21 protein-coding genes are annotated in these 23,600 nt (G+C 76.2%); 9 read left to right on the top strand and 12 right to left on the bottom strand.

Going from position 1 to position 23,600, the window contains the following annotated elements; translation table 11 throughout:
- Positions 1 to 25: 25 nt before the first annotated feature.
- From lhgO to ybeY, 3 genes are read right to left on the bottom strand one after another with little or no spacing between them, the layout of a single operon-like run.
- Positions 26 to 1,255 carry an L-2-hydroxyglutarate oxidase gene (gene lhgO / locus HOP40_RS16685; RefSeq protein ID WP_172159631.1) on the bottom strand — a complete coding sequence of 410 codons (1,230 nt, stop codon included), beginning with the start codon at positions 1,253 to 1,255 and terminating at the stop codon, positions 26 to 28.
- On the bottom strand, positions 1,252 to 2,598 hold the full coding sequence (locus tag HOP40_RS16680; RefSeq protein ID WP_172159629.1) for a hemolysin family protein: 1,347 nt from the start codon (positions 2,596 to 2,598) through the stop codon (positions 1,252 to 1,254). Before HOP40_RS16680 ends, lhgO begins: the two co-directional genes overlap by 4 nt.
- Before the next feature lie 19 nt (positions 2,599 to 2,617).
- Complete coding sequence (ybeY, locus tag HOP40_RS16675) at positions 2,618 to 3,154, bottom strand: rRNA maturation RNase YbeY (protein ID WP_172159627.1); 537 nt, start codon at positions 3,152 to 3,154, stop codon at positions 2,618 to 2,620.
- Positions 3,155 to 3,195: 41 nt separating this feature from the next.
- On the opposite strand from ybeY, the gene HOP40_RS16670 reads away from it, so the two are divergent.
- The gene (locus tag HOP40_RS16670; protein ID WP_172159625.1) at positions 3,196 to 4,419 is read left to right on the top strand and encodes a D-arabinono-1,4-lactone oxidase; all 1,224 of its coding nucleotides are present in this window, start codon (positions 3,196 to 3,198) and stop codon (positions 4,417 to 4,419) included.
- Positions 4,420 to 4,447: 28 nt separating this feature from the next.
- Here HOP40_RS16670 and HOP40_RS16665 read toward each other — a convergent pair whose 3' ends face one another.
- Positions 4,448 to 6,028, bottom strand: a complete 1,581-nt coding sequence (locus HOP40_RS16665; protein WP_172159623.1) for an alpha/beta hydrolase — start codon at positions 6,026 to 6,028, stop codon at positions 4,448 to 4,450.
- A gap of 84 nt (positions 6,029 to 6,112) precedes the next feature.
- Positions 6,113 to 7,129 carry a PhoH family protein gene (locus HOP40_RS16660; protein ID WP_172159621.1) on the bottom strand — a complete coding sequence of 339 codons (1,017 nt, stop codon included), beginning with the start codon at positions 7,127 to 7,129 and terminating at the stop codon, positions 6,113 to 6,115.
- A gap of 276 nt (positions 7,130 to 7,405) precedes the next feature.
- Between HOP40_RS16660 and HOP40_RS16655 the strand changes: the two genes are divergently transcribed.
- Both HOP40_RS16655 and HOP40_RS16650 read left to right on the top strand, forming a co-directional pair.
- Positions 7,406 to 11,215, top strand: coding sequence for a Pls/PosA family non-ribosomal peptide synthetase (locus tag HOP40_RS16655; protein ID WP_240157715.1), 3,810 nt, complete (start codon positions 7,406 to 7,408; stop codon positions 11,213 to 11,215).
- Between the two features lie 16 nt (positions 11,216 to 11,231).
- Positions 11,232 to 12,506, top strand: coding sequence for a M1 family metallopeptidase (locus tag HOP40_RS16650; protein WP_240157714.1), 1,275 nt, complete (start codon positions 11,232 to 11,234; stop codon positions 12,504 to 12,506).
- Here HOP40_RS16650 and HOP40_RS16645 read toward each other — a convergent pair.
- The 5 genes from HOP40_RS16645 to hrcA form a co-directional block, all read right to left on the bottom strand.
- Positions 12,499 to 13,032 carry an isochorismatase family protein gene (locus HOP40_RS16645; RefSeq protein ID WP_172159616.1) on the bottom strand — a complete coding sequence of 178 codons (534 nt, stop codon included), beginning with the start codon at positions 13,030 to 13,032 and terminating at the stop codon, positions 12,499 to 12,501. The two genes, HOP40_RS16650 and HOP40_RS16645, sit on opposite strands and share 8 nt — an antisense overlap.
- Positions 13,033 to 13,157: 125 nt before the next feature.
- On the bottom strand, positions 13,158 to 14,015 hold the full coding sequence (locus HOP40_RS16640) for an alpha/beta hydrolase family protein (RefSeq protein ID WP_240157713.1): 858 nt from the start codon (positions 14,013 to 14,015) through the stop codon (positions 13,158 to 13,160).
- 271 nt (positions 14,016 to 14,286) lie between these two features.
- Positions 14,287 to 15,039, bottom strand: coding sequence for a 16S rRNA (uracil(1498)-N(3))-methyltransferase (locus HOP40_RS16635; protein WP_172159612.1), 753 nt, complete (start codon positions 15,037 to 15,039; stop codon positions 14,287 to 14,289).
- A gap of 5 nt (positions 15,040 to 15,044) precedes the next feature.
- The gene (gene dnaJ, locus HOP40_RS16630; protein ID WP_172168476.1) at positions 15,045 to 16,196 is read right to left on the bottom strand and encodes a molecular chaperone DnaJ; all 1,152 of its coding nucleotides are present in this window, start codon (positions 16,194 to 16,196) and stop codon (positions 15,045 to 15,047) included.
- A 51-nt stretch (positions 16,197 to 16,247) separates the two neighbouring features.
- Positions 16,248 to 17,267: a heat-inducible transcriptional repressor HrcA gene (gene hrcA / locus HOP40_RS16625; RefSeq protein WP_172159610.1), complete on the bottom strand. Its 1,020-nt coding sequence runs from the start codon at positions 17,265 to 17,267 to the stop codon at positions 16,248 to 16,250.
- A gap of 47 nt (positions 17,268 to 17,314) precedes the next feature.
- Between hrcA and HOP40_RS16620 the strand changes: the two genes are divergently transcribed.
- Genes HOP40_RS16620 through HOP40_RS16595 form a run of 6 tightly spaced genes read left to right on the top strand, consistent with a single transcriptional unit; the run spans position 17,315 to position 21,547 of the window.
- A complete protein-coding gene (locus tag HOP40_RS16620) occupies positions 17,315 to 17,890 on the top strand; it encodes a hypothetical protein (protein WP_205347210.1) in 576 nt (191 codons plus the stop codon).
- Positions 17,891 to 17,894: 4 nt separating this feature from the next.
- Positions 17,895 to 18,140: a ribbon-helix-helix protein, CopG family gene (locus HOP40_RS16615; protein WP_172159608.1), complete on the top strand. Its 246-nt coding sequence runs from the start codon at positions 17,895 to 17,897 to the stop codon at positions 18,138 to 18,140.
- Complete coding sequence (locus HOP40_RS16610) at positions 18,137 to 18,577, top strand: type II toxin-antitoxin system VapC family toxin (protein ID WP_172159606.1); 441 nt, start codon at positions 18,137 to 18,139, stop codon at positions 18,575 to 18,577. The genes HOP40_RS16615 and HOP40_RS16610 overlap by 4 nt, the downstream gene beginning before the upstream one ends.
- A 48-nt stretch (positions 18,578 to 18,625) precedes the next feature.
- Positions 18,626 to 19,741: a sigma-E factor regulatory protein RseB domain-containing protein gene (locus tag HOP40_RS16605; RefSeq protein WP_172159604.1), complete on the top strand. Its 1,116-nt coding sequence runs from the start codon at positions 18,626 to 18,628 to the stop codon at positions 19,739 to 19,741.
- A 13-nt stretch (positions 19,742 to 19,754) separates the two neighbouring features.
- Positions 19,755 to 20,720: an ABC transporter ATP-binding protein gene (locus HOP40_RS16600; protein WP_240157712.1), complete on the top strand. Its 966-nt coding sequence runs from the start codon at positions 19,755 to 19,757 to the stop codon at positions 20,718 to 20,720.
- Positions 20,717 to 21,547, top strand: a complete 831-nt coding sequence (locus tag HOP40_RS16595; protein ID WP_172159602.1) for an ABC transporter permease — start codon at positions 20,717 to 20,719, stop codon at positions 21,545 to 21,547. Before HOP40_RS16600 ends, HOP40_RS16595 begins: the two co-directional genes overlap by 4 nt.
- Here HOP40_RS16595 and HOP40_RS16590 read toward each other — a convergent pair.
- Together HOP40_RS16590 and hemW are read right to left on the bottom strand one after the other, a co-directional pair.
- On the bottom strand, positions 21,537 to 22,310 hold the full coding sequence (locus HOP40_RS16590; protein WP_172159600.1) for an esterase/lipase family protein: 774 nt from the start codon (positions 22,308 to 22,310) through the stop codon (positions 21,537 to 21,539). The genes HOP40_RS16595 and HOP40_RS16590 overlap by 11 nt on opposite strands.
- 103 nt (positions 22,311 to 22,413) lie before the next feature.
- A complete protein-coding gene (hemW, locus tag HOP40_RS16585; RefSeq protein ID WP_240157711.1) occupies positions 22,414 to 23,556 on the bottom strand; it encodes a radical SAM family heme chaperone HemW in 1,143 nt (380 codons plus the stop codon).
- Between the last annotated feature and the right edge of the window lie 44 nt (positions 23,557 to 23,600).

Genomic DNA, 23,600 nt, shown 5'->3' with positions numbered 1-23,600 from the left:
CCACTCACGGGTGCCGCAGGCGCACTCACGCCGCCCCCAGCGGGGCGATGCGCTCGCCCGTCAGGCGCTCCAGGATCTCGCGGCCGATCGGCAGCGCCGCGGTGGCGGCCGGCGAGGGCGCGTTGAGCACGTGCAGCACCGAGCCGGCGCCGGAGCCCTGGTCGACGAACAGGAAGTCGTCGACGAGCGTGCCGTCGCGCTTCACGGCCTGCGCCCGCACCCCGGCGCCCGCGGGCGAGAGGTCGGAGGCCTGCACGTCGGGCAGCATCCGCTGGATCTGCTTGACCATCGCCTTCTTCGACAGCGACCGGTGCATCTCGCCGAAGCCGTACTTCCAGTGCGTCCGCGCGATCCGCAGCATGCCGGGGTAGGCGATCGTCGACAGGAACTCCTTGGGCTTGACCGTGCCCCAGGAGTAGCCCTCGCGCGCCAGCGCCAGCACGGCGTTGGGGCCGGCGTGGACGTGGCCGTCGATGCCGCGGGTGGCGTGCACGCCCAGGAACGGGAACGCGGGGTCGGGCACCGGGTAGATCAGGCCCTTCACCAGCGCCGCGGCCCGGTCGGAGAAGCCGGAGTACTCGCCGCGGAACGGGATGATCCGGATGCCGGGGTCGGCGCCCGAGGCCACCGCGAGCTCGTCGCAGCGCAGGCCGCCGCAGACGACGACCTGGGTGCCGAGCAGGTCGCCCCGCTCGGTGCGCACGACGACGTCGGCGCCGCGGCGCACGATCTGGGTGACCGCGCGGCCCGTGTGGACCTCCCCTCCCTCCTTGACGACGAGCTCGCCGAGCTTCTCCGCGATCAGCCGGTAGTCGGTGATCCCGGTGGACGGCACGTGCAGCGCGGCGATCCCGCGGACGTTGGGCTCGTACCGCCGCATCCCGGCCTGGTCGAGCTCGGTGACCTCGACGCCGTTGGCCGCGCCCCGGCGCACGAGCTCCGCCATGCGGGGCAGCTCCTCGGGCTCGGTGGCCACGACGAGCTTGCCGCACACCTGGTGGGGCAGGTCGTGCTCGCGGCAGAACGCCACGGTCTCCGCGCACCCGGCCACGGCCAGGCGGGCCTTGAGACCGCCCGGGGCGTAGTAGAGGCCGGAGTGGATGACGTTGGAGTTGTGGCCGGTCTGGTGGTTCGCCAGGCGGGGCTCGCGCTCCACGACCGCGACGGAGCGGCCGGTGCGGGCGACGGCGTGCGCGGTGGCGAGGCCGACGATCCCGCCGCCGACCACGACGACGTCGAAGGTGGGGGTGGTCATCCTGTGGACTCCAAGCTGGTGGGGGTGGCGGTCGTGTCGTCGTCGGGCCGGTCGAGCTGCTCGACCAGCACCGTGGTGATGCGGATGCGTCCGCGGGCGTCCTTGCCGCCCTCGGCCCGCAGCCGCAGGCCGGCGACCTCCGCCACCGCGCCGGGGAGCGGGACGCGCCCCAGCCGCTGGGCGAGCAGGCCGCCGACGGTCTCGACGTCGGCGGCCTCGACCGCCTCGGTCAGGTCGTTGTCGTCGGCGTCGATGCCGGGGAACAGGTCGGCGAGGTCGTCGACGGGCAGCCGCGCCGCCAGCCGCAGGCGCCCGTTCTCCAGCGGCTGGACGTCGGGCACCTCCTCGGCGTCGTACTCGTCGGCGATCTCCCCGACGATCTCCTCGAGGATGTCCTCGATCGTGACGACGCCCGCGGTGCCGCCGTACTCGTCGACGACGATCGCCATGTGCTTGCGCTGCGCCTGCATCTCCTTGAGGAGCTCGTCGACGCGCTTGCTGTCGGGCACGAACGCGGGCGGGCGCATGACGGACGACAGCGTCGTCTCCCCCGTGTGCGACGCCGCCACCAGGTCCTTGAGGTAGGCGACGCCGACGATGTCGTCGATGTTCTCCCCGAGCACCGGGATGCGCGAGTAGCCGCTCTTGAGCGCCAGCCGCAGGACCTTCTCGACGGGGGTGTCGTACTCGGTCCACACGACGTCGGGCCGGGGCACCATGACCTCGCGGACCAGGGTGTCGCCCAGCTCGAACACCGAGTGGATCATCTGGCGCTCGTCCTCGTCGACGACGCCGGTGGTGCTGGCCATGTCGACCAGCTCCCGCAGCTCGACCTCCGAGGAGAACGGCCCCTGCCGGAAGCCCTGCCCCGGGGTGATCGCGTTGCCGACCAGGATCAGCAGCGACGTGAGCGGCCCCAGCAGCCGGGCCAGCGCGCGGACCGGCGCGGCCACCAGCATCGCGAGGCGGTAGGGGTGCTGGCGGCCCAGGGTGCGCGGCCCGACGCCGATGAGCACGTAGGACACGACCAGCATGATCCCGCCGGCGAGCAGCGCGGCCGGCCACACCGGTGCCGTGTCCTCGAACAGCGAGGACTCGACCAGCGCGACGGTGAGCAGCACCGTGGCCGCCGTCTCCGCGGCCAGGCGCAGGAGCAGCAGCAGGTTGACGTGGCGGGGGCGGTCGTCGACGACGGCCGCGAGCGCCCGCGCACCGGGCCGGCCCATCCGCACCAGCGAGTCGACGCGGGCGCGCGACACCGACAGCAGCGCCGCGTCGGCGGCGGCGAACAGCCCGGCCAGCGGCACCAGGACGACGGCCGCGACGATCAGGCTCCAGTTCACGCCCGACTCCGGTCCATGCTCAGCCGTCCTCGAGGCCGGCGGCACCGAGCACGGCCGAGTCGGTGCGGCGCTGGGCCGCGCGGGCCGCGGCCTCCTCGCGCGAGCTGCGCCAGGTGGCGAGCAGCCGGGCCTGGAGCGAGAACATCTCGCGCTCCTCCTCGGGTTCGCCGTGGTCGTAGCCGAGCAGGTGCAGGACGCCGTGCACGGTGAGCAGGTGCAGCTCGTCGGCGAGCGGGTGCCCGGCCTTGCGCGCGTTGCCCTTCGCGAACTCCGGGCACAGCACGATGTCGCCGAGCAGGGCGGGGCCGATGTCGGGGGCGTCGGGGCGGCGGGACTCGTCGAGCAGCTCGTCCATCGGGAACGACATGACGTCGGTCGGGCCGGGCTCCTCCATCCACCGCTCGTGCAGCTCGCTCATCGCGTCCTCCGTGACCGCGGTGATCGCCAGCTCGACGGCGGGGCTCACCCGCATGGCGTCGAGGGCGAACCGCGCCACCGACACGATGAGCGACTCGTCCATCGCGACGCCGGACTCGTTGCTGACCTCGATGGACACGAGACCCAGGGTAGTCGGTGGGTCCGGGTAGGTTCCCCGCGGTGACTCGCGCGCGGAACTGGGCCGGCAACGTCGTCTTCTCCGCCCGTGAGGTGCACCACCCGCGGTCGGTGCCGGAGCTGCAGGAGCTGGTCGCGGGGTCCGACCGCGTGCGCGCCCTGGGCACCGGCCACTCGTTCTCCCCGATCGCCGACACCCCCGGTGACCTGGTCGTCCTCGACAGCCTGCCGGCGGAGACCGACCTCGACGGCGACCTCGTCACCGTGCCGGGCGGGATGCCCTACGCCGAGCTGGCGCGCCGGCTGCACGCCGCCGGGCGCGCGCTGCCCAACCTCGGTTCCCTGCCCCACATCTCCGTCGCGGGCGCCTGCGCCACCGGCACCCACGGTTCCGGCGACGGCAACGGCGTGCTCGCCACGGCCGTCGTCTCGGCCGACGTGGTGCGCGCCGACGGGTCCCTCGACACGGTGTCCGGCCCGTCGTCGGTGGTGGCGCTGGGCGCGCTCGGGATCGTCACGTCGCTGACGCTGCGGACGGTGCCGGCCTTCGACGTCGCGCAGTGGGTGGTGCTCGACGTCCCCTTCCACGGCTTCGACCACCTCGGCGAGCTGCTGGCCGACGCCTACAGCGTCAGCGCCTTCACCTACTGGGAGCGCCCGGTGTTCGACCAGGTCTGGCTCAAGCGGCGCGTCGGCCAGGGGCCGCCGGAGGACCACTGGATGGGCGGGCGGCCCGCCGACGGCGCCCGGCACATGACCCGCGGCGAGCCCACCGGCAACTGCACCGACCAGGGCGGGCGCCCCGGCCCGTGGCACGAGCGGCTGCCCCACTTCCGCGCCGGGTTCCGCCCGAGCAGTGGCGAGGAGCTGCAGTCGGAGTACCTGCTGCCGCGCGCGGCGGCCCCGGCGGCGCTGCGGGCGCTGGAGGCGGTGGCGGGCGTGATCGCGCCGGTGCTGCTGGTCTCGGAGGTCCGCAGCGTCGCCGCCGACGACCTGTGGCTGTCGGCCGCGCAGGGCCGCGACTCCGTCGCCGTGCACTTCACCTGGGTCCCCGACGCCGCGGCCGTCGCCCCGGCCGTCGCCGCCGTGGAGGCCGCGCTCGACCCGTTCGACGCCCGCCCGCACTGGGGCAAGGTCTTCACGACCCCGCCGCAGCGGGTGCGCGAGCTGTGGAAGCACCTGCCGGAGTTCGCCGACCTGGCCCGGGGCACCGACCCGACGGGCAAGCTGCGCAACGCGATGCTCGACCGGTACCTGCCGGCCTGAGCGCCCCGGTGCCGGGTCGGGCGCCGGGTCAGGAGGCGGGGGCGGGCGGCCGCGCGCAGGTCATGTCGGCGGGCGGCAGGACGAGATCGACGAGGTAGCGGGTGGTCACCTCGTCGGCGCAGGCGTTGACCCCCTGCAGCACGACGGTGTGGCCGTCGTTGTCGACCGAGAGCAGCCGGGCCGAGAGCTGGCGCGCCAGCGACACGCCGTCCTCGTAGGGCGTGGCGGGGTCCCCGGTGGACGAGGCCACCAGCACCGGCGGCAGGCCGGGCGCGTCGACGGGGCCAGGGTCGCTCGTCGGCGGCACCGGCCAGAACGAGCACAGCTCCAGCACGTCCGACGCGCCGTACCCGGCGTCGAGGAACGGCGCGAGCGCCAGGTTCGCCTCGTTGACCTCGCGGGCGACCGCGCGGTCGGTGAGCCGGTCCCCGTCCATGCAGCTGATCACCGGGAACGCCTCCAGCAGGTTGCCGTAGGAGCCGTCCGGGGCCCGGTCGTAGTAGATGTCGGAGAGGATCAGCAGGTTCGTGCCGTCGCCGCGGGCGACCTGGCGCAGGCCGTCGAGCAGCGGCGGCCACAGCGAGTCGGCGTAGAGCGCCTGGACCATCCCCGTGACGGCGTCGGCGTAGCCCAGCTCGCGCCCGGCGTCCGACGTCGGGACGGGCGCGTCGACCAGCGGCGTGAGCAGCTCCTGCACCCGCGCCGACGCCCCGGCCGCGTCGGTGCCCAGCGGGCACTCCGGCTGCGCGGCGCAGTACGCGGCGAAGCCGTCGAACGCGCGCTGGAAGCCGCGGGCCTGGGTGGTGCGCGACGCGACCGGGTCGAGCGAGGGGTCGACCGCGCCGTCGAGGACGAGCGCGCGCACCTCCGTCGGGAACTGCTCGGCGAACTCGGTCCCGATCGACGTGCCGTAGGAGTAGCCGAGGTAGGTCAGCTGCGGGTCGCCGACGACCTCGTGCGCGATCTGCAGGTCGCGGGCCACGTCACGGGTGCCGACGTTCTCCAGGACGTCGAGCCCGACGCGCTCGGCGCAGCGGTCCGCGAACTCCCGGAACTCGGCCTCGGTCTGCGCGACGCCCTCGGGCGAGGTGTCGAGGTCGAGGTCGGCGCGCTCGGCGTCGACCTCCTCGGTCGTGGAGCAGTCGATCGACGGCTCGCTGACGCCGACGCCGCGCGGGTCGAAGCCGATGAGGTCGAACCGGCGCGCGACCTCCCCGTCGCCGAGCAGCCCGGCCAGTGCGGGCAGGAAGCTCACGCCGGAGCCACCGGGGCCCCCGGGGTCGACGAACAGCGATCCGATCCGCGCGGCCGGGTCGAGGGCCCTCTGCCGCAGCATCGCGATGCGGGCGGTGGACGCCGCCGGGTCGCCGTAGTCGAGCGGCACCTCGAGGAACGCGCAGTCGTACTGCGGGTTCGCGTAGGCCTCGCGGTCGGCGGCGGTGCGCGCGAGGTCCGTGCACGCGCCCCAGGTGAGCTCCTGCGCGAAGTAGGGGTTCAGCGCGGGCGCCAGCGGCGAGACGACGGGGTCGGCCGCGGCCGGACCGGCCACCGGGAGCAGCAGCGCCGCCGCCAGGACGACGGCGGACGCGACGCGGCGGGAGGACCTCACCGCGCCATCCTCACCCCGGACGGACGCGCCGCCGCGGCCACACGCCGACCCCGATCGGCTTGATGAGCCGATCGGGGTGCGGGGTCAGCGCCGGCGGGCCCGGCGGTCCTGCGGCGGGCCGTTGCGCGGCGCCGCCGAGCGCAGGTCGGGGCGGGCGGTCTCGGCGTCCCAGCGGGAGTACGCGTCGACGATGTCGGCCACCAGCCGGTGACGCACGACGTCCTGGCTCGACAGCGCGGAGAAGTGCACGTCGTCGACGCCGTCGAGGATGTCGCGCACCACGTGCAGGCCCGAACGGGTGCCGCCACCGGGCAGGTCGACCTGCGTGACGTCGCCGGTGACGACGATCTTCGAGCCGAAGCCCAGCCGCGTCAGGAACATCTTCATCTGCTCGGGCGTGGTGTTCTGGGCCTCGTCGAGGATGATGAAGGCGTCGTTGAGCGTGCGGCCGCGCATGTAGGCCAGCGGCGCCACCTCGATCGTGCCGGCGGCCATCAGCTTCGGGATGGACTCCGGGTCGATCATGTCGTGCAGCGCGTCGTAGAGCGGGCGCAGGTACGGGTCGATCTTCTCGAACAGCGTGCCGGGCAGGTACCCCAGCCGCTCCCCCGCCTCGACGGCCGGGCGCGTGAGGATGATGCGGTTGACCATCTTGGCCTGCAGCGCCTGCACGGCCTTGGCCATGGCGAGGTAGGTCTTGCCCGTGCCCGCGGGGCCGATGCCGAAGACGATCGTGTGCGCGTCGATGGCGTCGACGTAGCGCTTCTGGTTGAGCGTCTTCGGGCGGATCGTCTTGCCGCGGCGGGACAGGATGTCGAGCGAGAGCACCTCGGCGGGCGACTCCCCCAGCGTCTCCTCGCCGGCACCGAGCATCTCGACGGTGCGGCGCACGGCGTCGGGGGCGACCTGCTGGCCGCGCTCGGCCAGCGTGATCAGCTCGGTGAAGACGCGCTCGGCGAACGCGACGTCGGCCGGGGCGCCGGAGAGGGTGAGCTCGTTGCCGCGGACGTGCACGTCGGCGTCGAGCATCTCCTCGGCCATGCGCAGCGTCTCGTCGCGGCGCCCCAGGAGGGCGAGCAGTGCGGCGTCCGGAACGGCCATGCGGGACTGGACGGACTGGACCGGCTGGACCGAATCCGGGTCGGGATGGGTCAAGGGCTGCGCCGCCTGCTCTCTGCGTCCGGGCCGTCTGGCACGAGTCGGTGTGACGGCGTCGATGCTACCGCCATCCCCCCTCCCACCGCCCGGTGTTTGCCCGGCGTGAACTCCCGCACGTCCCCGCCCGCGCGGCGTCATCTCCCGTTAACGTGTCCGCCGACCGCTGCGCCCCGCGTGCCCCCGCCGCCTGCTCCGCAGCCCCCCGCCCCGGAAGGCACCGTGACCCTCGCGCTCGCGCCCGCACTCGTCCCTGCCCGCTTCACGGCGGGTCCGACGCCCCCCGGGCGCACCCTCCTCGACGTCCTCGCGGCCACGGCCGAACTCGTCCCGCACGAGCCCGCCGTCGACGCCGCCGGGACGCTGCTGACCTACCGCGGCCTGGCCCAGGAGGTCGACGCGCTGCGCGCGGAGCTGGTCGCGGCCGGGATCGGCGTGGGCGACCGCGTCGGCGTCCGCCGCTCGTCGGGCACCGCCGGGCTCTACGTCGCCGTCCTCGGCGTGCTCGCGGCGGGCGCCGCGTACGTGCCGGTCGACGCCGACGACCCCGAGGAGCGCGCCGCGCTCGTGTTCGGCGAGGCCGCGGTCTGCGCGGTGCTGACCGACGCGGGCCTCGACGTCGTCGGCGCGCCCAACGGCCGTCCCGGACGCCCGGGGCCCGACGACGACGCCTGGATCATCTTCACCTCCGGCTCCACCGGCACGCCGAAGGGCGTCGCGGTCACCCACCGGTCCGCGGCCGCCTTCGTCGACGCCGAGGCGCGGCTGTTCCTGGGCGGCGAGGAGCACGGCGACGAGCCGATCGGCCCCGGGGACCGCGTCCTGGCCGGGCTCTCGGTCGCCTTCGACGCCTCCTGCGAGGAGATGTGGCTGGCCTGGCGCCACGGCGCCTGCCTGGTGCCGGCGCCGCGCGCGCTGGTGCGCACCGGCGTCGACCTCGGGCCGTGGCTGCGCGCCCAGCGCATCACCGTCGTCTCCACCGTGCCGACGCTCGCCGCGCTGTGGCCCGCCGACGCGCTGGAGGAGGTCCGGCTGCTGATCTTCGGCGGCGAGGCCTGCCCGCCGGAGCTGGCCGCGCGCGTCGCCGTCGAGGGGCGCGAGGTCTGGAACACCTACGGCCCCACCGAGGCCACCGTCGTCGCCTGCGCGGCGCCGCTGCACGCCGACGCCCCCGTGCGGATCGGGCTGCCCCTGGACGGCTGGGAGCTCGCCGTCGTCGACGCGGCGGGCGAGCCGGTCGCGATGGGCGGCACCGGCGAGCTCGTGATCGGCGGCGTCGGGCTGGCCCGCTACCTCGACGCGGCCAAGGACGCCGAGAAGTTCGCGCCCGCCCCCGCGTTGGGCTGGGACCGCGCCTACCGCAGCGGCGACGTCGTGCGCGCCGAGCCCGAGGGCCTGGTGTTCCTGGGCCGCGCCGACGAGCAGGTCAAGCTGGGCGGGCGGCGCATCGAGCTCGGCGAGGTCGACGCCGCGCTGGCCGCGCTGCCCGGCGTCCGCGGGGCCGCGGCGGCGGTCCGGCGCACGACGGCGGGCAACCAGGTCCTCGTCGGGTACGTGGCGGCGGCCGACCTCGACCACGACGCCGCGGCGGCCGCCCTGCGCGAGCGCCTACCGGCCGCGCTGGTGCCGCTGCTCGCCGTCGTCGACGAGCTGCCGACCCGCACCTCGGGCAAGGTCGACCGCGATGCGCTGCCCTGGCCGCTGGCCACCGCCTCCGCCGCCGGGCTGACGCCGACCGAGGCCTGGCTCGCGGAGGGCTTCGCGGAGATCCTCGGCGCGGGCGTGTCCGGGCCGTCGGCCGACTTCTTCTCCCTGGGCGGGGGCAGCCTCACCGCGGCCCAGCTCGTCGCGCGGATCCGGACGCGGCACCCGCAGGTGGCCGTCGACGACCTCTACCGCCACCCGCGCCTGGGCGCGCTCGCCGCCCACGTCGACGCGCTGCGCGGCGGGGAGGCCACGGTCCGCGAGGTCGCCCCGGTGCCCGCGCGCACCGGGTTCCTGCAGGCGCTGCTGTCGCTGCCGGTGCTGCTGCTGGTCGGGCTGCGCTGGACGGCCGTCGCGGGCGCGGTGTCGACCGTCGCCGCGCTCGTCGGCACCGGGCCCGGCATCGTTGTGCCGTGGTGGGCGCTCGCCCTGGCCTGGGTCGCGCTGTTCAGCCCGGCCGGGCGCGTCGCGGTGGCGGCGGGCGGCGCCCGGCTGCTGCTGCGCGGGGTCGGGCCGGGCACCTACCCGCGCGCCGGGTCGGTGCACCTGCGGATCTGGGCGGCGGAGCGGCTCGCCGAGCGCTCCGGCGTCACCGGTGTGGCCGGGGCGTCCTGGACGCTGCGCTACGCCCGGCTGCTGGGCGCGCGGGTCGGCGCCGACGTCCACCTGCACGCCCCGCCGCCCGTCACCGGCCTGCTCAAGGTGGGCCGCGGCGCGTCGGTGGAGCCCGAGGTGGACCTGTCCGGGCACTGGGTCGACGGCGACCTCGTGCACGTCGGGCGCATCCGGATCGGCGCCGGCGCCCGCGTCGGCGCGCGCAGCACGCTGCTGCCGGGCACCCGGATCGGGAAGGGCGCCGAGTTCGTCGCCGGGTCGACGGTGGAGGGCGCGGTGCCCGCCGGGCAGCGCGTCGCCGGCTCCCCCGCCGCCCGCACCGGCCGCTCGCGGCTGGAGTGGCCCGCCGACCCGGCCCCGCGGTCGCGCGCCTGGGTCGCGGTCTACGCCCTGACCTCGGCCGCGCTCGGGCTGCTGCCCGCCGTGGCCGCGCTGCCCGGGCTCGCGCTCGTCGTCGGCACCGGGTCGCTGCTGGCCGTCCCCGTCGCCACGCTGGCCCACCTCGTCACGTACGCCCTGCTCGTGCTGGTGGCCGTGCGGCTGCTCGGCGTCGGCATGGCGGCGGGCTACCACCCCGTCCACGGGCGCACCGGCTGGCAGGTCTGGACCACCGAGCGGCTGATGGGCATGGCCCGCACCGGCCTGTTCCCCCTCTACGCGAGCTCGCTGACGCCGCACTGGCTGCGCGCGCTCGGCGCGACGGTCGGGCGCGACGTCGAGATCTCGACGGTCGTCGCGCTGCCCCGCATGACGACCGTCGCGGACGGCGCGTTCCTCGCCGACGACACCCTCGTCGGCACCTACGAGCTGCGCGGCGGGTGGCTGCACGTGGCGCCGAGCCGGATCGGCAAGCAGGCGTTCCTGGGCAACTCCGGGATGACGGCGCCGGGGCGCTCGGTGCCCAACCGCGGGCTGGTCGGCGTGCTGTCGGCGACGCCGCGCAAGGCCAAGAAGGGCTCGTCCTACCTGGGCCTGCCGCCGATGCCGCTGCAGCGCTCCGCGGGCGACGCCGACACCGCCCGCACGTTCCACCCGCCGCGGCGGCTGCGGCTGGCCCGGGCGCTCGTCGAGTTGTGCCGGGTGGTGCCGGTCGTGCTGTCCGCGACGCTCGCCGTCCTCGTCCTGACCGCCGTGCTGGCCGTCTGGCAGGCCGCGGGCGTCCTCGTGGCGGCGGCGCTGGCCGGGCCGTTCGTGCTGGTCGCGGGCGTGCTGGCCGCGTCGACCGCCGTGCTGGCGAAGTGGGTGCTGGTCGGCCGGTTCCGCGCCGTCGAGCACCCGCTGTGGAGCGCGTTCGTGTGGCGCGACGAGCTCGCCGACACGTTCGTCGAGGTCCTGGCCGTGCCGTGGCTGGTCGGCCCGGCCACCGGGACGCCGGTGCTGTCGGCGTGGCTGCGCGCGATGGGGGCGTCGATCGGGCGCGGGGCGTGGGTCGAGACGTACTGGCTGCCGGAGTCCGACCTCGTCGCGATCGGGGACGGCGCCACCGTCAACCGCGGGTGCGTCGTGCAGACCCACCTGTTCCATGATCGGATCATGAGCATGTCCCCGGTCCGGCTCGCGGACGGCGCCACCCTCGGCCCGCACGGCATCGTGCTGCCCGGCGCGGGCATCGGCGCCGGCACGACGGTCGGCCCCGGCTCGCTCGTCACCCGCGGCGACGAGGTGCCCGCGGGCACGCGGTGGCGGGGCAACCCGATCACGTCGTGGTCCTGAGGTGACGGGTCCTGAGGTGGGCGCCGATCCCTACCTCCCCGGGCACGGCACCACCGACCTGCGCGTGCGGCACTACGACCTGGAGCTCGACTACCGCGTCGGCGCCAACCGGCTCGCCGCCCGCGCCGTCCTCACCGCGGAGTGCGACGCGCCGCTGCCCCGCTTCGCCCTGGACCTCGCCGGGCTGACGGTCCGCCGGGTCGCCGTCGACGGCCGGGTCGCCCGGTTCACCCACCGCGGCGGGAAGCTCCGCGTCACCCCGGCGCGTCCGGTGAGCGGGCAGTTCGTCGTGGAGGTCCGCTACGGCGGCAACCCGCGGCCGGTGCGCGGGCGCTGGGGCGACATCGGCTGGGACGAGCTGACCGACGGCGCGCTGGTCGCGAGCCAGCCCGTCGGGGCGCCGTCGTGGTTCCCGTGCAACGACCACGTCGGCGACAAGGCCGCGTACCGGATGACGGTCACCGCCGAGGCGCCCTACACGGTGCGCGCCACGGGCGTGCTGACCGGGCGGCGGCGCTCCGCGGGCACCCGGACCTGGGTGTTCGAGCGGCCCGAGCCGACCGCGACCTACCTCGCCGGCGTCCAGATCGGGCGCTACGAGGAGCTGCCGCTCGGGCCGGGGCAGACGGCGTTCGTGCCGCCCCGGCTGCGCCGCGCCGCCGCCCGCGACCTGGGCCGCCACGCCGCGATGATGCGGACGCTCACCGGCTGGTTCGGCCCGTACCCCTTCGCCGAGCACCAGGTCGTCGTCGCCGACGACGACCTCGACGTGCCGATCGAGGCGCAGGGCATGTCGGTGTTCGGCGCCAACCACGTCGACGGCCGCCGCACCCACGAGCGGCTGGTGCTCCACGAGCTCGCGCACCAGTGGTTCGGCAACAGCCTCACGATCGCGGGCTGGCGCCACATCTGGCTCAACGAGGGCTTCGCGACGTACGCGGAGTGGCTGTGGTCGGAGGCGTCGGGCGGGCGGTCCGCGGCCGCGCACGCCGCCGAGTGGCACGCCGCGATCGCGCCCCGGCGCCCGGACCTGGTGCTGGCCGATCCCGGCGTCGGCGGCCTGTTCGACGAGCGCGTCTACAAGCGCGGCGCGCTCACCCTGCACGCCCTGCGCGGGCGCGTCGGCGACCCGGTGTTCTTCGCGCTGCTGCGCGACTGGGCCGTGCGGCACCGGCACGGCTCGGTGACCACGGAGCAGTTCGTCGCGCTGGCCGGGGAGCACGCGGGCACGGACCCGTCCGGCCTGTTCGACGCCTGGCTGCACCGGAAGCCGCTGCCGCCCCTCACCTGATCAGCTTGTGCACCTCCCGGAACCGCGGGTGGTGCGAGTCGCGCAGCCACTCGAACAGCACCATCTCGGTGCTGACCACCTCGGCGCCGTGGCGCTGCATGCGGTCGATCGCGAGGTCGCGGTTGCGGGGGTCGCGCGACCCCACCGCGTCGGCCACCAGCAGCACCCGGTGCCGCTTCGCGAGCAGGCCCAGCACGGTCTGCAGCACGCAGACGTGCGCCTCGCACCCGGCCACGACGACCTCCTCGGTGCCCGGCGGCAGGAGCGTCGCGAACCCGGCCTCGGCGACCGCCCCGAACGACGTCTTGGCCATCACCAGCTGGGGGAACGCCGCGACCTCGGGCACCGTGGGGCCGAGCCCCGCCGGGTTCTGCTCGGTGGCGCAGACCGGAACGTCGAGCAGGCCCGCCCCCTCGGCGAGGCGCCGGGCGTTGGCCACGACGGACGGCCCGTCGTGGATGACGGGCATGAGGCGCTCCTGCAGGTCCACCAGCAGCAGCGTCGACGACTCGGCGGTGAGCAGCATCGGGCCACCGTAGAGCGCCCACGAGCACCCGTGAGTGGCAACCACGGCCAGAGCCACGATCGCCGCTCACGAGCACCCGTGAGTGGATACGAGTGCCCCAGCACTCGTATCCACTCACGGGGGCGTCAGCCCAGCAGGCGCACCGCCGCGTCCCGGCAGGCCCGCCACGCGTCGGTCGAGGGGTCGATCACCGCGAAGTGGTCGACGCCGGGCAGCGTCACGAGCTCGTCGCCCGAGGCCGCCGTGAACCGCTCGCTCTGGCGGATCGGCACGTTCGCGTCGGCCGTGCCGTGCACGCACACGACCGGCACCCCGATCGGCACGCGCGCCACCGGCGACCCGACGGCGTAGCGGTCGGGGAGCTCCGCGGGCGACCCGCCCATCAGGTCCGGCACCGCCGACGCCCCGACGGCCCGCTCGGCGGCGTCGACGAGGTCGAGCACCCCGGCCTGGCTGACGGCCCCGCGCAGGCGCACCCGCGGGCCCGCACCGGGCGCGCCCGCGGGGAGGCCGGGGCGGGCGGCGAGCCAGGCCACGAGGTGCCCGCCCGCGGAGTGCCCGACGGCGACGACGCGGTCGAGGTCGAGCCGGGCGCCCATCTCGGACGCGGCGGCGTCGGCCAGCCGGTCGACCGCGGCGGCGACGTCGTCGAAGGTGGCCGTCCAGCCGCCCCCGTTTCCGACCCGCCGGTACTCGACGTTCCACGCCGCCACCCCGCTGTTCGCGAGGTCGACGGCCAGCGGGCGGCCCAGCTCCAGGCCGTAGGAGCTCCGCCAGAACCCGCCGTGCACGACCACCACGACGGGCACAGGCCCGTCGCCGGCGGGCAGCGTCAGCTCGCCGAACTGGCTCGCGTCCGGCCCGTAGTCCAGGCGCACGGGCTCGGCGGTGCCCTCGGCCGGGCGGGGCCCGGTGGAGCACGCGGCGAGCAGGCCGGCGGGCAGGGCGAGCGCGAGGCGGGAGAGCACGCTGCGGCGGGACACGCGTCCGATCATGGCAGGCGTTCGCGGGCCGGGAGCGGCGAGTTCACGCGCCCTGGTCGCCGCGCCGCGGTGGACGTGGGGGGACGCCCACCGCGGCGCGGCTCCGCCGGACGAGGGGGGACTCCCCGGCGGCCCACGGGTGCGAGCACCCGCGTCTGCGGTCCGGCCTCGCGCTGCGGCCGGGACGCGCGAACGATAGACCCACGGACCCCGCCACACCCAGCCCCACCACCGGGAACACCGCGTGGCGCCGGTGCGTCCACCATCCGGGTCAGCCCGTGTGGAGAGGGTTCCACCGCCCGGTCAGCACACCGAGCGCCCCGAGTGCGACGGCGGCCGCGGTGGAGGCCCGCAGGACCTCCGCGCCGAGCCGCACCGGCTGCGCGCCGGCGGCCACGAGCACGTCCAGCTCCTCGTCGGTGACGCCCCCCTCGGGACCGACGACGAGGAGCAGGTCGCCGTCGGCCGGGAGCGCGACCGACGCCAGCGGCGCGGTGGCCGACTCGTGCAGCACGAGCGCCCCGGCGACCGACCCGACCCGGCGGGCGAGCGCGGCCGTCGTCACCGGTTCCTCGACGACGGGCAGCCACGGCCGCCGCGCCTGCTTCCCCGCCTCCCGCGCGGTGCTGCGCCATCGCGCCAGCGCCTTGTCCCCGCGCGGGCCGTCCTCCCACCGCGCGACGCAGCGGGCCGCGCGCCAGGGCAGCACCCCGTCGACGCCCGCCTCGGTGGCGAGCTCGACGGCCAGCTCGCCGCGGTCGCCCTTGACCAGGGCCTGCGCGAGCAGCACCCGCGGGGCGGGCGGCGCGACGGCGGCGCGGTCGGTGATGCGCAGGTCGACGCGGTCGCGCCCGACCGACCCGACGACGGCGAGCGCCGTGCCGCCGACCCCGTCGCCCAGCTGCACGACCTCGCCCGCCCGGATCCGGCGGACGGTCGCGGCGTGCCGGCCCTCGGCGCCGTCGAGCACGGCGTCCGGGCCGGCGGGCAGGGCGTCGACGAGGAACAGCGGGGCGGTGCCCACGCCCGTCAGCGGCCGAACGAGTCGCGCAGCCGCCCGAACAGGCCGTGGCCGTTGCGCCCCGACCCGACCCCGGGCTGCTCCTCCTCGCGCAGCGCGGCGAGGCGGCGCAGCAGCTCGGTCTGCTCGCGGTCGAGCTTGGTGGGCGTGACGACCTCGACGTGCACCATCAGGTCGCCGTGGCCGTCGACGCGGCCGGTGGAGCGCAGCCGCGGCATGCCCTGGCCGCGCAGCGTGCGCACGGCGCCGGTCTGCGTGCCGGGCTCGATGGTGATCTCGTGCGTGCCGTCGAGGGTGGGCAGCGGCAGGTTCGTGCCCAGCGCGGCCGCGGTCATCGGCAGCTTGACGGTGCAGTGCAGGTCGGCGCCGTCGCGGGTGAAGAGCTCGTGCGGCTCCTCCTCGACCTCGACGTACAGGTCGCCCGCCGGGCCGCCGCCCGAGCCGACCTCGCCCTGCCCGGCCAGCCGCACGCGCATGCCGTCGGCCACGCCCGCGGGGATGCGGACGCCGACGGTGCGCCGCGAGCGCACCCGCCCGTCGCCCCCGCACTGGTGGCAGGGGTCGGGGATGACCTCGCCGAAGCCGCGGCAGTTGGGGCACACCCGCGAGGTGACGACCTGGCCGAGGAAGGAGCGCTGCACGCTCTGGACCTCGCCGCGGCCGGCGCAGATGTCGCACATCGTGGGCGCGCTGCCGGGCGCGCAGCCCGAGCCGGTGCACTCGGTGCACAGCACCGCGGTGTCCACGGCCAGGTCGCGCGTGACGCCGACGGCGCACTCCTCGAGCGTCAGCTGCATCCGGATCAGCGCGTCGGCACCGGGCTGCACGCGGCTGCGCGGGCCGCGCCCGCGGCCGCCGCCCTGGCCGCCGAAGAACGCGTCCATGATGTCGCCGAAGCCGAAGGCACCGAAGTCGCCGGCGCCCCCTCCCCCGCCGCCGCCGTTGCCCAGCGGGTCGCCACCGAGGTCGACGATGCGCCGCTTCTCGGGGTCGGACAGCACCTCGTACGCCGCACCGACCTCCGCGAAGCGCTCCTGCGCCCCCGGGTCGGGGTTGACGTCGGGGTGCAGCTCGCGGGCTAGCTTGCGGTAGGCGCGCTTGATCTCGTCTGCTCCGGCGTCGCTCGAGACACCCAGAATCCCGTAGTAGTCCCGTGCCACGTGCGTGTTCCCCATGGTCCTTCTCGATAGTCGTGCGTGTGGAAAGCGGTACTAGCGTCCCGCCAGGATCTCACCCACGTACCGGGCGACGGCATGCACCGCCGCGATGCTGCCCGGGTAGTCCATCCGCGTGGGGCCGACGACGCCCATCCCACCCAGCACCGTGCCCGTGCCGTAGCCGATCGACAGCACGGACGTGTCGCGCATCTCCTCGGCCTCGTTCTCCTCGCCGATCCGGACGGTGACGGTGCCCGGGTCCTGCGCCGCGGCCAGCAGCTTGAGCACGACGACCTGCTCCTCCAGCGCCTCCAGCACGGTGCGCAGGGAGCCGGGGAAGTCGGCGACGTTGCGGGTGAGGTTGCCGGTGCCGCCCAGCACCAGCCGCTCCTCGGGGTGCTCGACGAGCGTCTCGATCAGCACGGTGGCGACCGTGGTGACGACGTCGCGGAGCTCCGCGGGCGCGGTGCCGGGGAGGTCGGCGACGGCGACGGACGCCGCGGCCAGCGGGCGCCCGGTCAGCGACGCTCCGAGCAGCGTGCGGATCTGCGCCACGTCGTCGTCGGTGAGGACCTGGCCCAGGTCGACGACCCGCTGGTCGACGCGGCCGGAGTCGGTGATCAGCACCAGCATCAGCCGGGCCGGGGTGAGGGCGACGACCTCGCAGTGGCGCACCGTCGAGCGCGTCAGCGTCGGGTACTGCACGACGGCCACCTGACGGGTGAGCTGCGCGAGCAGCCGGACGCTGCGGCGCATGACGTCGTCGAGGTCGACGGCGCCGTCGAGGAACGCGGTGACGGCCCGGCGCTCGGCCGCGCTCAGCGGCTTGACCTGCGTCAACCGGTCGACGAACATCCGGTAGCCCTTGTCGGTGGGCACCCGGCCCGCGCTGGTGTGGGGCTGGGCGATGAGCCCGTCCTCCTCCAGCACGGCCATGTCGTTGCGCACCGTGGCACTGGAGACACCCAGGTTGTGGCGCTCCACGATCATCTTCGAACCGACCGGCTCCTGCGTGGAGACGTAGTCGGCGACGATGGCGCGGAGCACGGCGAACCGCCGCTCGTCGGCGTTCATGCGGCACCTCCCCGGGGTACTGGCGTCGCCACCAGTCTAGATGTGGGATGGACCCCGTGCTCATCCGTCGACCGGTGCTCGACGCCATCGCGGCGGGCAGCGTCGACATGGCCTTCCGCCGCTGGTCACACGCCCGCGTCCGCGCCGGGACGCGCCTGCGCACGGCCGTCGGGCTGCTGGAGGTCGTCGCCGTGGACGTGGTGGAGGAGTCCGATCTCACGGCCGAGGACGCCCGCCGCTCCGGCCACGACTCCCTCGACGCCCTGCGCGCCGCGAACGCCCGCCGCGACGGCGCGCTGTTCCGCGTCACGCTGCGCCCGGCGGGGCCCGACCCGCGCATCGCGCTGCGCGAGTCCGCCGTCCTCTCCGACGACGACCGCACCGCCCTCGACGCCCGACTGGCCCGGATGGACCGCACCGCGCCCTGGACCGGCGCCGTCCTGCGCCTGATCGCCGACCACCCGGGCGTGCGCGCGCCCGACCTCGCCGCGCGGCTCGGCCGCGAGACCGCGCCGTTCAAGCGCGACGTCCGCAAGCTCAAGGAGCTGGGCCTCACCGAGAGCCTGGAGGTCGGCTACCGCCTCTCACCCCGCGGCACCGCCTACCTGCACATGCTAATGTAGGTGCATGTTGGACCACCGTCTGCAGATCCTCCTCGACGAGGAGCGCTACCAGCGCATCTCCTCGCTCGCGAAGGCGCGCGGGGTGTCCGTCGCCGCCGTCGTGCGCGATGCCATCGACCGTGGACTGCCGTCGGTGCCGGCGCGGCGCACCGCGGCGATGCGCCGGGTCCGGGAGGCCGTACCGATGGACGTCGGGCCGCCCGAGGACCTCCGCGCCGAGCTCGACGAGCTCCGGGGCCGGCACGCGTGATCGTGCTCGACACCACCGTGCTCGTGTACTCCGTCGGCACCGAGCACCGCTTCCGCGAGCCGTGCGCCCGGCTGCTCGACGCGGTCGCGAGCGGGATGGTCGTCGCGACGACCACTCCCGAGGTCCTCCAGGAGTTCGCGCACGTCCGCGCCCGGCGCCGCGACCGGGACGACGCCGCCGACCTGGCCGAGGCGTTCTCCGATCTCCTCGCACCGCTGATCACCGTCGACGAGGACGCGTTCCGAGCCGGACTGCGCCTCTTCCGCCGGCATCCCCGTCTCGGGTCCTTCGACGCGGCACTCGCCGCCTCGGCCGTCGCGGCGGGTGCCACGACGGTGGTGTCCGCCGACGCCGCGTTCGCCGGTCTCGCCGACGTCCGGCACGTCGTCCCGGACGAGGCGGGCGTCTCGGGGCTCGTCCCGACCGGCGCGACCTGACCCGGAGGCCACGCGGTCCTCACGCCCGCGGTGGCATCGTGGGACCACGTGGCCGCCCCCCGCTTCTCCCGGCGCTGGCTGCTGGTCGGCGCCGGGGCGCTCGCCCTGGTGGGCGTCGACGCGCTGCCGCGCCCGGCCGGCCCCGTCTCCGACCTGCCCGCCGACGCCCTGCGCGAGCGCGTGCTCGCCGCGACCGGGCCCTACGTCGGCGTCGCGGAGAGCACCGCGCGGCTCGGGCTGCCGCCGCTGCCCCAGCTGGAGTCGGCCGTCGCCCTGCTCACCGGCACGACCCGGATCCGGGCGTTCGTGGCGTCGCCGGAGCGGTTCCGCGTCGACGAGCTGACGCCGGTGGGCGAGCGCGGCACCTACCGCCTCGACGGCCGCGAGTACGGCTGGGACTCCGACGCCGACCAGCTCACCGTGATCACCGGCGCCGCACCGCTGCGCCTGCCCCGCGCCGCCGACCTGCTGCCGCCGGAGCTGGCCCGGCGCCTGCTGCGCCTCGCGCCCGGCGACCCGGTGCAGCCGATCGCCGCGCGTCGCGTCGCCGGGCGCACCGCCGCCGGGCTGCGGCTCGTGCCGACCGACCCGGCCACGACGATCGGGCGGATCGACGTCTGGGCCGACGACGCGACGGGCCTGCCGCTGCGGGTCGAGGTCGCGCCGCGCTCGGCGCCCGACGAGCCGCTGCTGGCCACCGCGTTCACCGAGGTGGACGACCGCACGCCCGACGACGCCGACCTGCTCCCCGAGGTGCCGCCCGGCGCCGGGTTCGTGCGCGCCGACGCCGGGCAGATCGCGGGCGCGCTGCGCCAGCTCGACGCCCCGGACCCGCCGGCGGCCCTCGCCGGGCGCGCCCTCGTGCCGCTCACCGCCACGCCGGGCTCCGAGCTGCCCGGCGTCGGCCTCTACGGCACCGGGCCCGCCGGGTTCGCGCTGTTCCCGGTCAGCCGCGAGATCGCCGACCGCGCCGTCGACGGGGCGGCGCTGGCCGGTGGCGCGGGCGTCGCCGCCGGACGCGGGCGGGCGGTCGTCCTCGCCACCCCGCTGCTCACGCTCGCCGTGCTGGCCCGCGGCCGGCGCGGGACACTGCTCGTCGGCACCGTCGCCGCCGACCAGCTCGAGCAGGCCCTGCTCGAGCTCCCCGACCGGAGGCGGACCTGACCGTGCACCAGCCGTGACCCTCACCGACTCCTCGCCCCGCACCACCGGGCGGCGCGAGGGCGACCTCGCGATCCGCACCACCGGCCTGACCAAGCGCTACGGCCGCGTCACCGCCGTCGACGGGGTGGACCTGCACGTCCCGACCGGCGTCCGGTTCGGCCTGCTCGGCCCCAACGGCTCCGGCAAGACGACGCTCGTGCGGATGCTGCTCGGGCTCGTGCACCCCACCGCGGGGTCGGTCGAGCTGCTCGGCTCCGCGATGCCGCGGCACGCCGCCACGGTCCTGCCGCGCGTCGGCGCCCTGGTGGAGAACCCGGCGTCCTGGGCGCACCTGTCGGGCCGGGCCAACCTCCGCCTGCTCGACGCCGCCGGTCCCGGGGGGCGGCGCCGCGACCGCCGGGCCCGCGTCGACGACGCCCTGGAGCGCGTCGGCCTGGGCGGCGTCGACCGCCGCCCCGTCCGCGCCTACTCCCTGGGCATGCGCCAGCGGCTCGGCATCGCCGCCGCCCTGCTGCGCGCGCCCGCGCTCCTGCTGCTCGACGAGCCCACCAACGGCCTCGACCCCCGCGGCATCGGCGAGATGCGCACCCTGCTCACGGCGCTGAACGAGGGCGGGACGACGGTGGTGCTGTCGAGCCACCTGCTCAGCGAGGTCGAGGCGCTGTGCACGCGGGTCGGGGTGATGGACGCCGGGCGGCTGGTGCTCGCCGAGGACCTCGACGCGCTGCGGACGCCCACCGGGCTGGTCACGGTGCGCACGCCCGACCCGGCCCGCGCGGCCGGCGTGCTCGGTGACGCGGTCACCGCGCGCAGCGGCGACGTGCTCACCGTCCGCGACGCCGACCCGGCCGCGGTCAACGCCCGGCTCGTCGCGGCCGGGGTGGCCGTGGCCGGGCTGTCGGAGCAGCGGCGCAGCCTGGAGCAGGTGGTGCTGGAGCTGACCGGCTCCGGGTCCGACCGGATCGGGAGTCACCGGTGATCGGCGTCGAGCTGCGGCTGATGCTGCGCCGCAGGCGGGTGTGGCTGTGCTGGGGGCTGCTCTGCGCGCTGCCCGCCCTGATCGCGGCGCTGCTCGCAGGCACCGGCATCGCGCCCGCGCCGGGTCAGGGCGGGGCGTTCCTGTCGGCCGTCGTGAGCAACGGGCAGCTGTTCCCCGCGGCCGCGCTCGCGATCGTGCTGCCGGTGTTCCTGCCGATCACGGTCGCGGTGGTCTCCGGCGACGCGGTGGCGGGCGAGGCGGGTGCCGGCATGCTGCGCTACCTGCTGGTCCGCCCCGTCGGGAGGCTGCGGCTGCTGCTCGCGAAGCTCGTGTCGACGGCGGCGTTCGTGCTGCTCGCGGTGCTGTTCGTGACGGTCACGGCGTACGTCGTCGGGGTGGCGGCGTTCGGGTTCGGCCCCGACGCGGCGGCGGGCGGCGGCGGTGCGGTGACGTCGCTGTCGGGCACGGTCCTGACCCCCGCGCAGCTCGCCGAGCGCACGCTGTTCACCGTCGGGTACCTCGCGCTGTGCATGCTCGCGATCGGCGCGATCGGGCTGTTCTTCTCGACGCTCACCGACTCCCCGCTGGCCGCCGCGCTCGGCGTCCTCGCCGTCGTGGTGACGAGCGCGGCGCTGCTCCCGCTGGAGGCCGCCGACGCGATCGAGCGCTACCTGCCCACCACCCACTGGCTGGCCTGGATCGACCTCTACCGCGACCCGATCGCCTGGTCCGCCGTCCGCGAGGGGGCAGGCGTGCAGCTCGCCTACGTCGCCGTCGCGTTCGGGGCGGCCTGGGCGAACTTCGCGACGAAGGACATCACGAGCTGACGCACGCTCCGACGGCCACCGGACCCGGACCGAGTGCGCCGAGCACCAGGTCGGCGACCGCCGGGGCCGACGGGAGCTGCCCGTGCGCCACGACCGCGCCCGGGCACACGTCCTGGACCAGCACGTTCGTCGCGCCGTCGAGGACCGCCGTGTCGACCGGGGTGACCACCTCGTCGTCGGCGGTGCGCACCGACAGCCACGGCACGAGCGTCCCGACCCGCGCCGCGTCGAGCTCGGCGATCTCCGCGCTGCCCGGGGCGACCTGGCGGCAGGCGGGCGGGCAGGCGTCGGGGAGCGCGGCGGCGCCCGCCCCGGCCAGCGAGGTGCCGTGCAGCGGGGAGCCGAGCGTGACCACCCGCCGGGCCTTCGCCGGGCCGTCGTCGCGGGCCAGCCACAGGCCGGTGACGACCCCGCCCGCCGAGTAGCCGACGACGTCGACCGACGGCGCCCCCGCCGCCAGCTCGGCGTCGGCGGCGTCGTCGAGGACGCGGACCTGGGCGGAGAGGTCGCCGGTGCCGTCGCCCGGCAGCGCGAGCACCCGCACCTCCCGCCCGCTCGCGGTGAGCCGGGCGGCCAGCGCGCCGAGGGCGGCGGAGTCGCCGCCGTACCCGGGCACGAGCAGCACCGGCCCCGGCACGTCCTGGGCCGGCCGGGAGGCCGGGTCGACCGACGCGCCGGGCCACACCCGCACCCCCACCAGCACGAGCCCCACCAGCAGCGCCGCGAGGACGACCAGCACCAGCACCCGCCGCCGCGGACTCACCCCGACACGCCCGCAACGAGACCCCGACTCGCGGGGGTTGCGCCGGAAAAGCCCGCGAGTCGGGGTGTCGTGGCGACCGTGTCGGGCTCTGCGTGCGACCCGCTCACACCGGGGCCGCGGCGAGCAGGGCGTGCACGACCCCGTCGGCCAGCAGGCGGCCGCGGCGGGTCAGCACGGCGACCCCGCCCTCGACCTCCAGCAGGCCGTCGGCCACGGCCTGCGCGGCGGCGGCGCGGCCGGGGTCGTCGAGCAGGTCCAGGGGCAGGCCCGAGCGCAGCCGCAGCCGCAGCATCACGCGCTCGGTGTGCCGCTCGGACTCCGTCAGCTCCTCGCGCCCGGCCTCCGCCGACCCGGCCGCCACCGCCGCGGCGTAGCGCGCCGGGTGCTTCACGTTCCACCAGCGCGCCCCGGCGAGGTGCGAGTGCGCGCCGGGGCCCAGGCCCCACCAGTCGCCGTCGAGCCAGTAGCCGAGGTTGTGCCGGCACTCGGCGTCGGGCGACGACGCCCAGTTCGACACCTCGTACCAGCCCAGGCCGGCCGCGGAGAGCCGGTCGTCGATCAGCTCGTAGCGGGCGGCCGCGACGTCGTCGTCGGGCGCGGGCAGCTCGCCGCGGGCCACGCGCCGGGCCAGCGCCGTGCCGTCCTCGACGATCAGCGCGTACGCCGAGACGTGGTCCACCCCCGCATCGAGGACGGCGTCGAGCGAGGCGCGCAGGTCGTCGTCGGTCTCGCCGGGCGTGGCGTAGATGAGATCGAGGTTGACGTGCCCGAGCCCCGCCGCCCGGGCCTCCCGCGCCGCGGCGACGGCCCGGCCCGGCGTGTGGCGGCGGTCGAGCACCCGCAGCACGTGCGGCGCGGCCGACTGCATGCCCAGCGACACCCGCGTGAACCCCGCGTCGACGAGACCGGCGAAGAACTCCGGCGACGTCGACTCGGGGTTGGACTCGGTGGTGACCTCCGCACCCGGCGCGAGCCCGAACGTCGACCGCACGGCGTCGAGGACGGCGCCCAGGCGCTCCGCCCCGATCAGCGACGGCGTGCCGCCCCCGACGAAGACGGTGTCGACGGCCCGCTCCCCCACGGTCGCGGCGGCGAGGTCGAGCTCGCGGCGCACGGCGTCGAGCCACCCGCCGACCGACGCGCCGGAGCCGTCGAGCTCGGAGGCGGTGTAGGTGTTGAAGTCGCAGTAGCCGCAGCGGGCCGCGCAGAACGGCACGTGGACGTAGATCCCGAACGGAGGCGGCACGCTTCCCGAGTGTGCCACCGGTGTGAATCCCCTCCCAGCATGCG

This window comes from Pseudonocardia broussonetiae (genome assembly GCF_013155125.1).
GTDB classification, from domain to species: Bacteria; Actinomycetota; Actinomycetes; order Mycobacteriales; family Pseudonocardiaceae; genus Pseudonocardia; species Pseudonocardia broussonetiae.
This window is presented reverse-complemented; position numbering and strand designations above follow the sequence as displayed.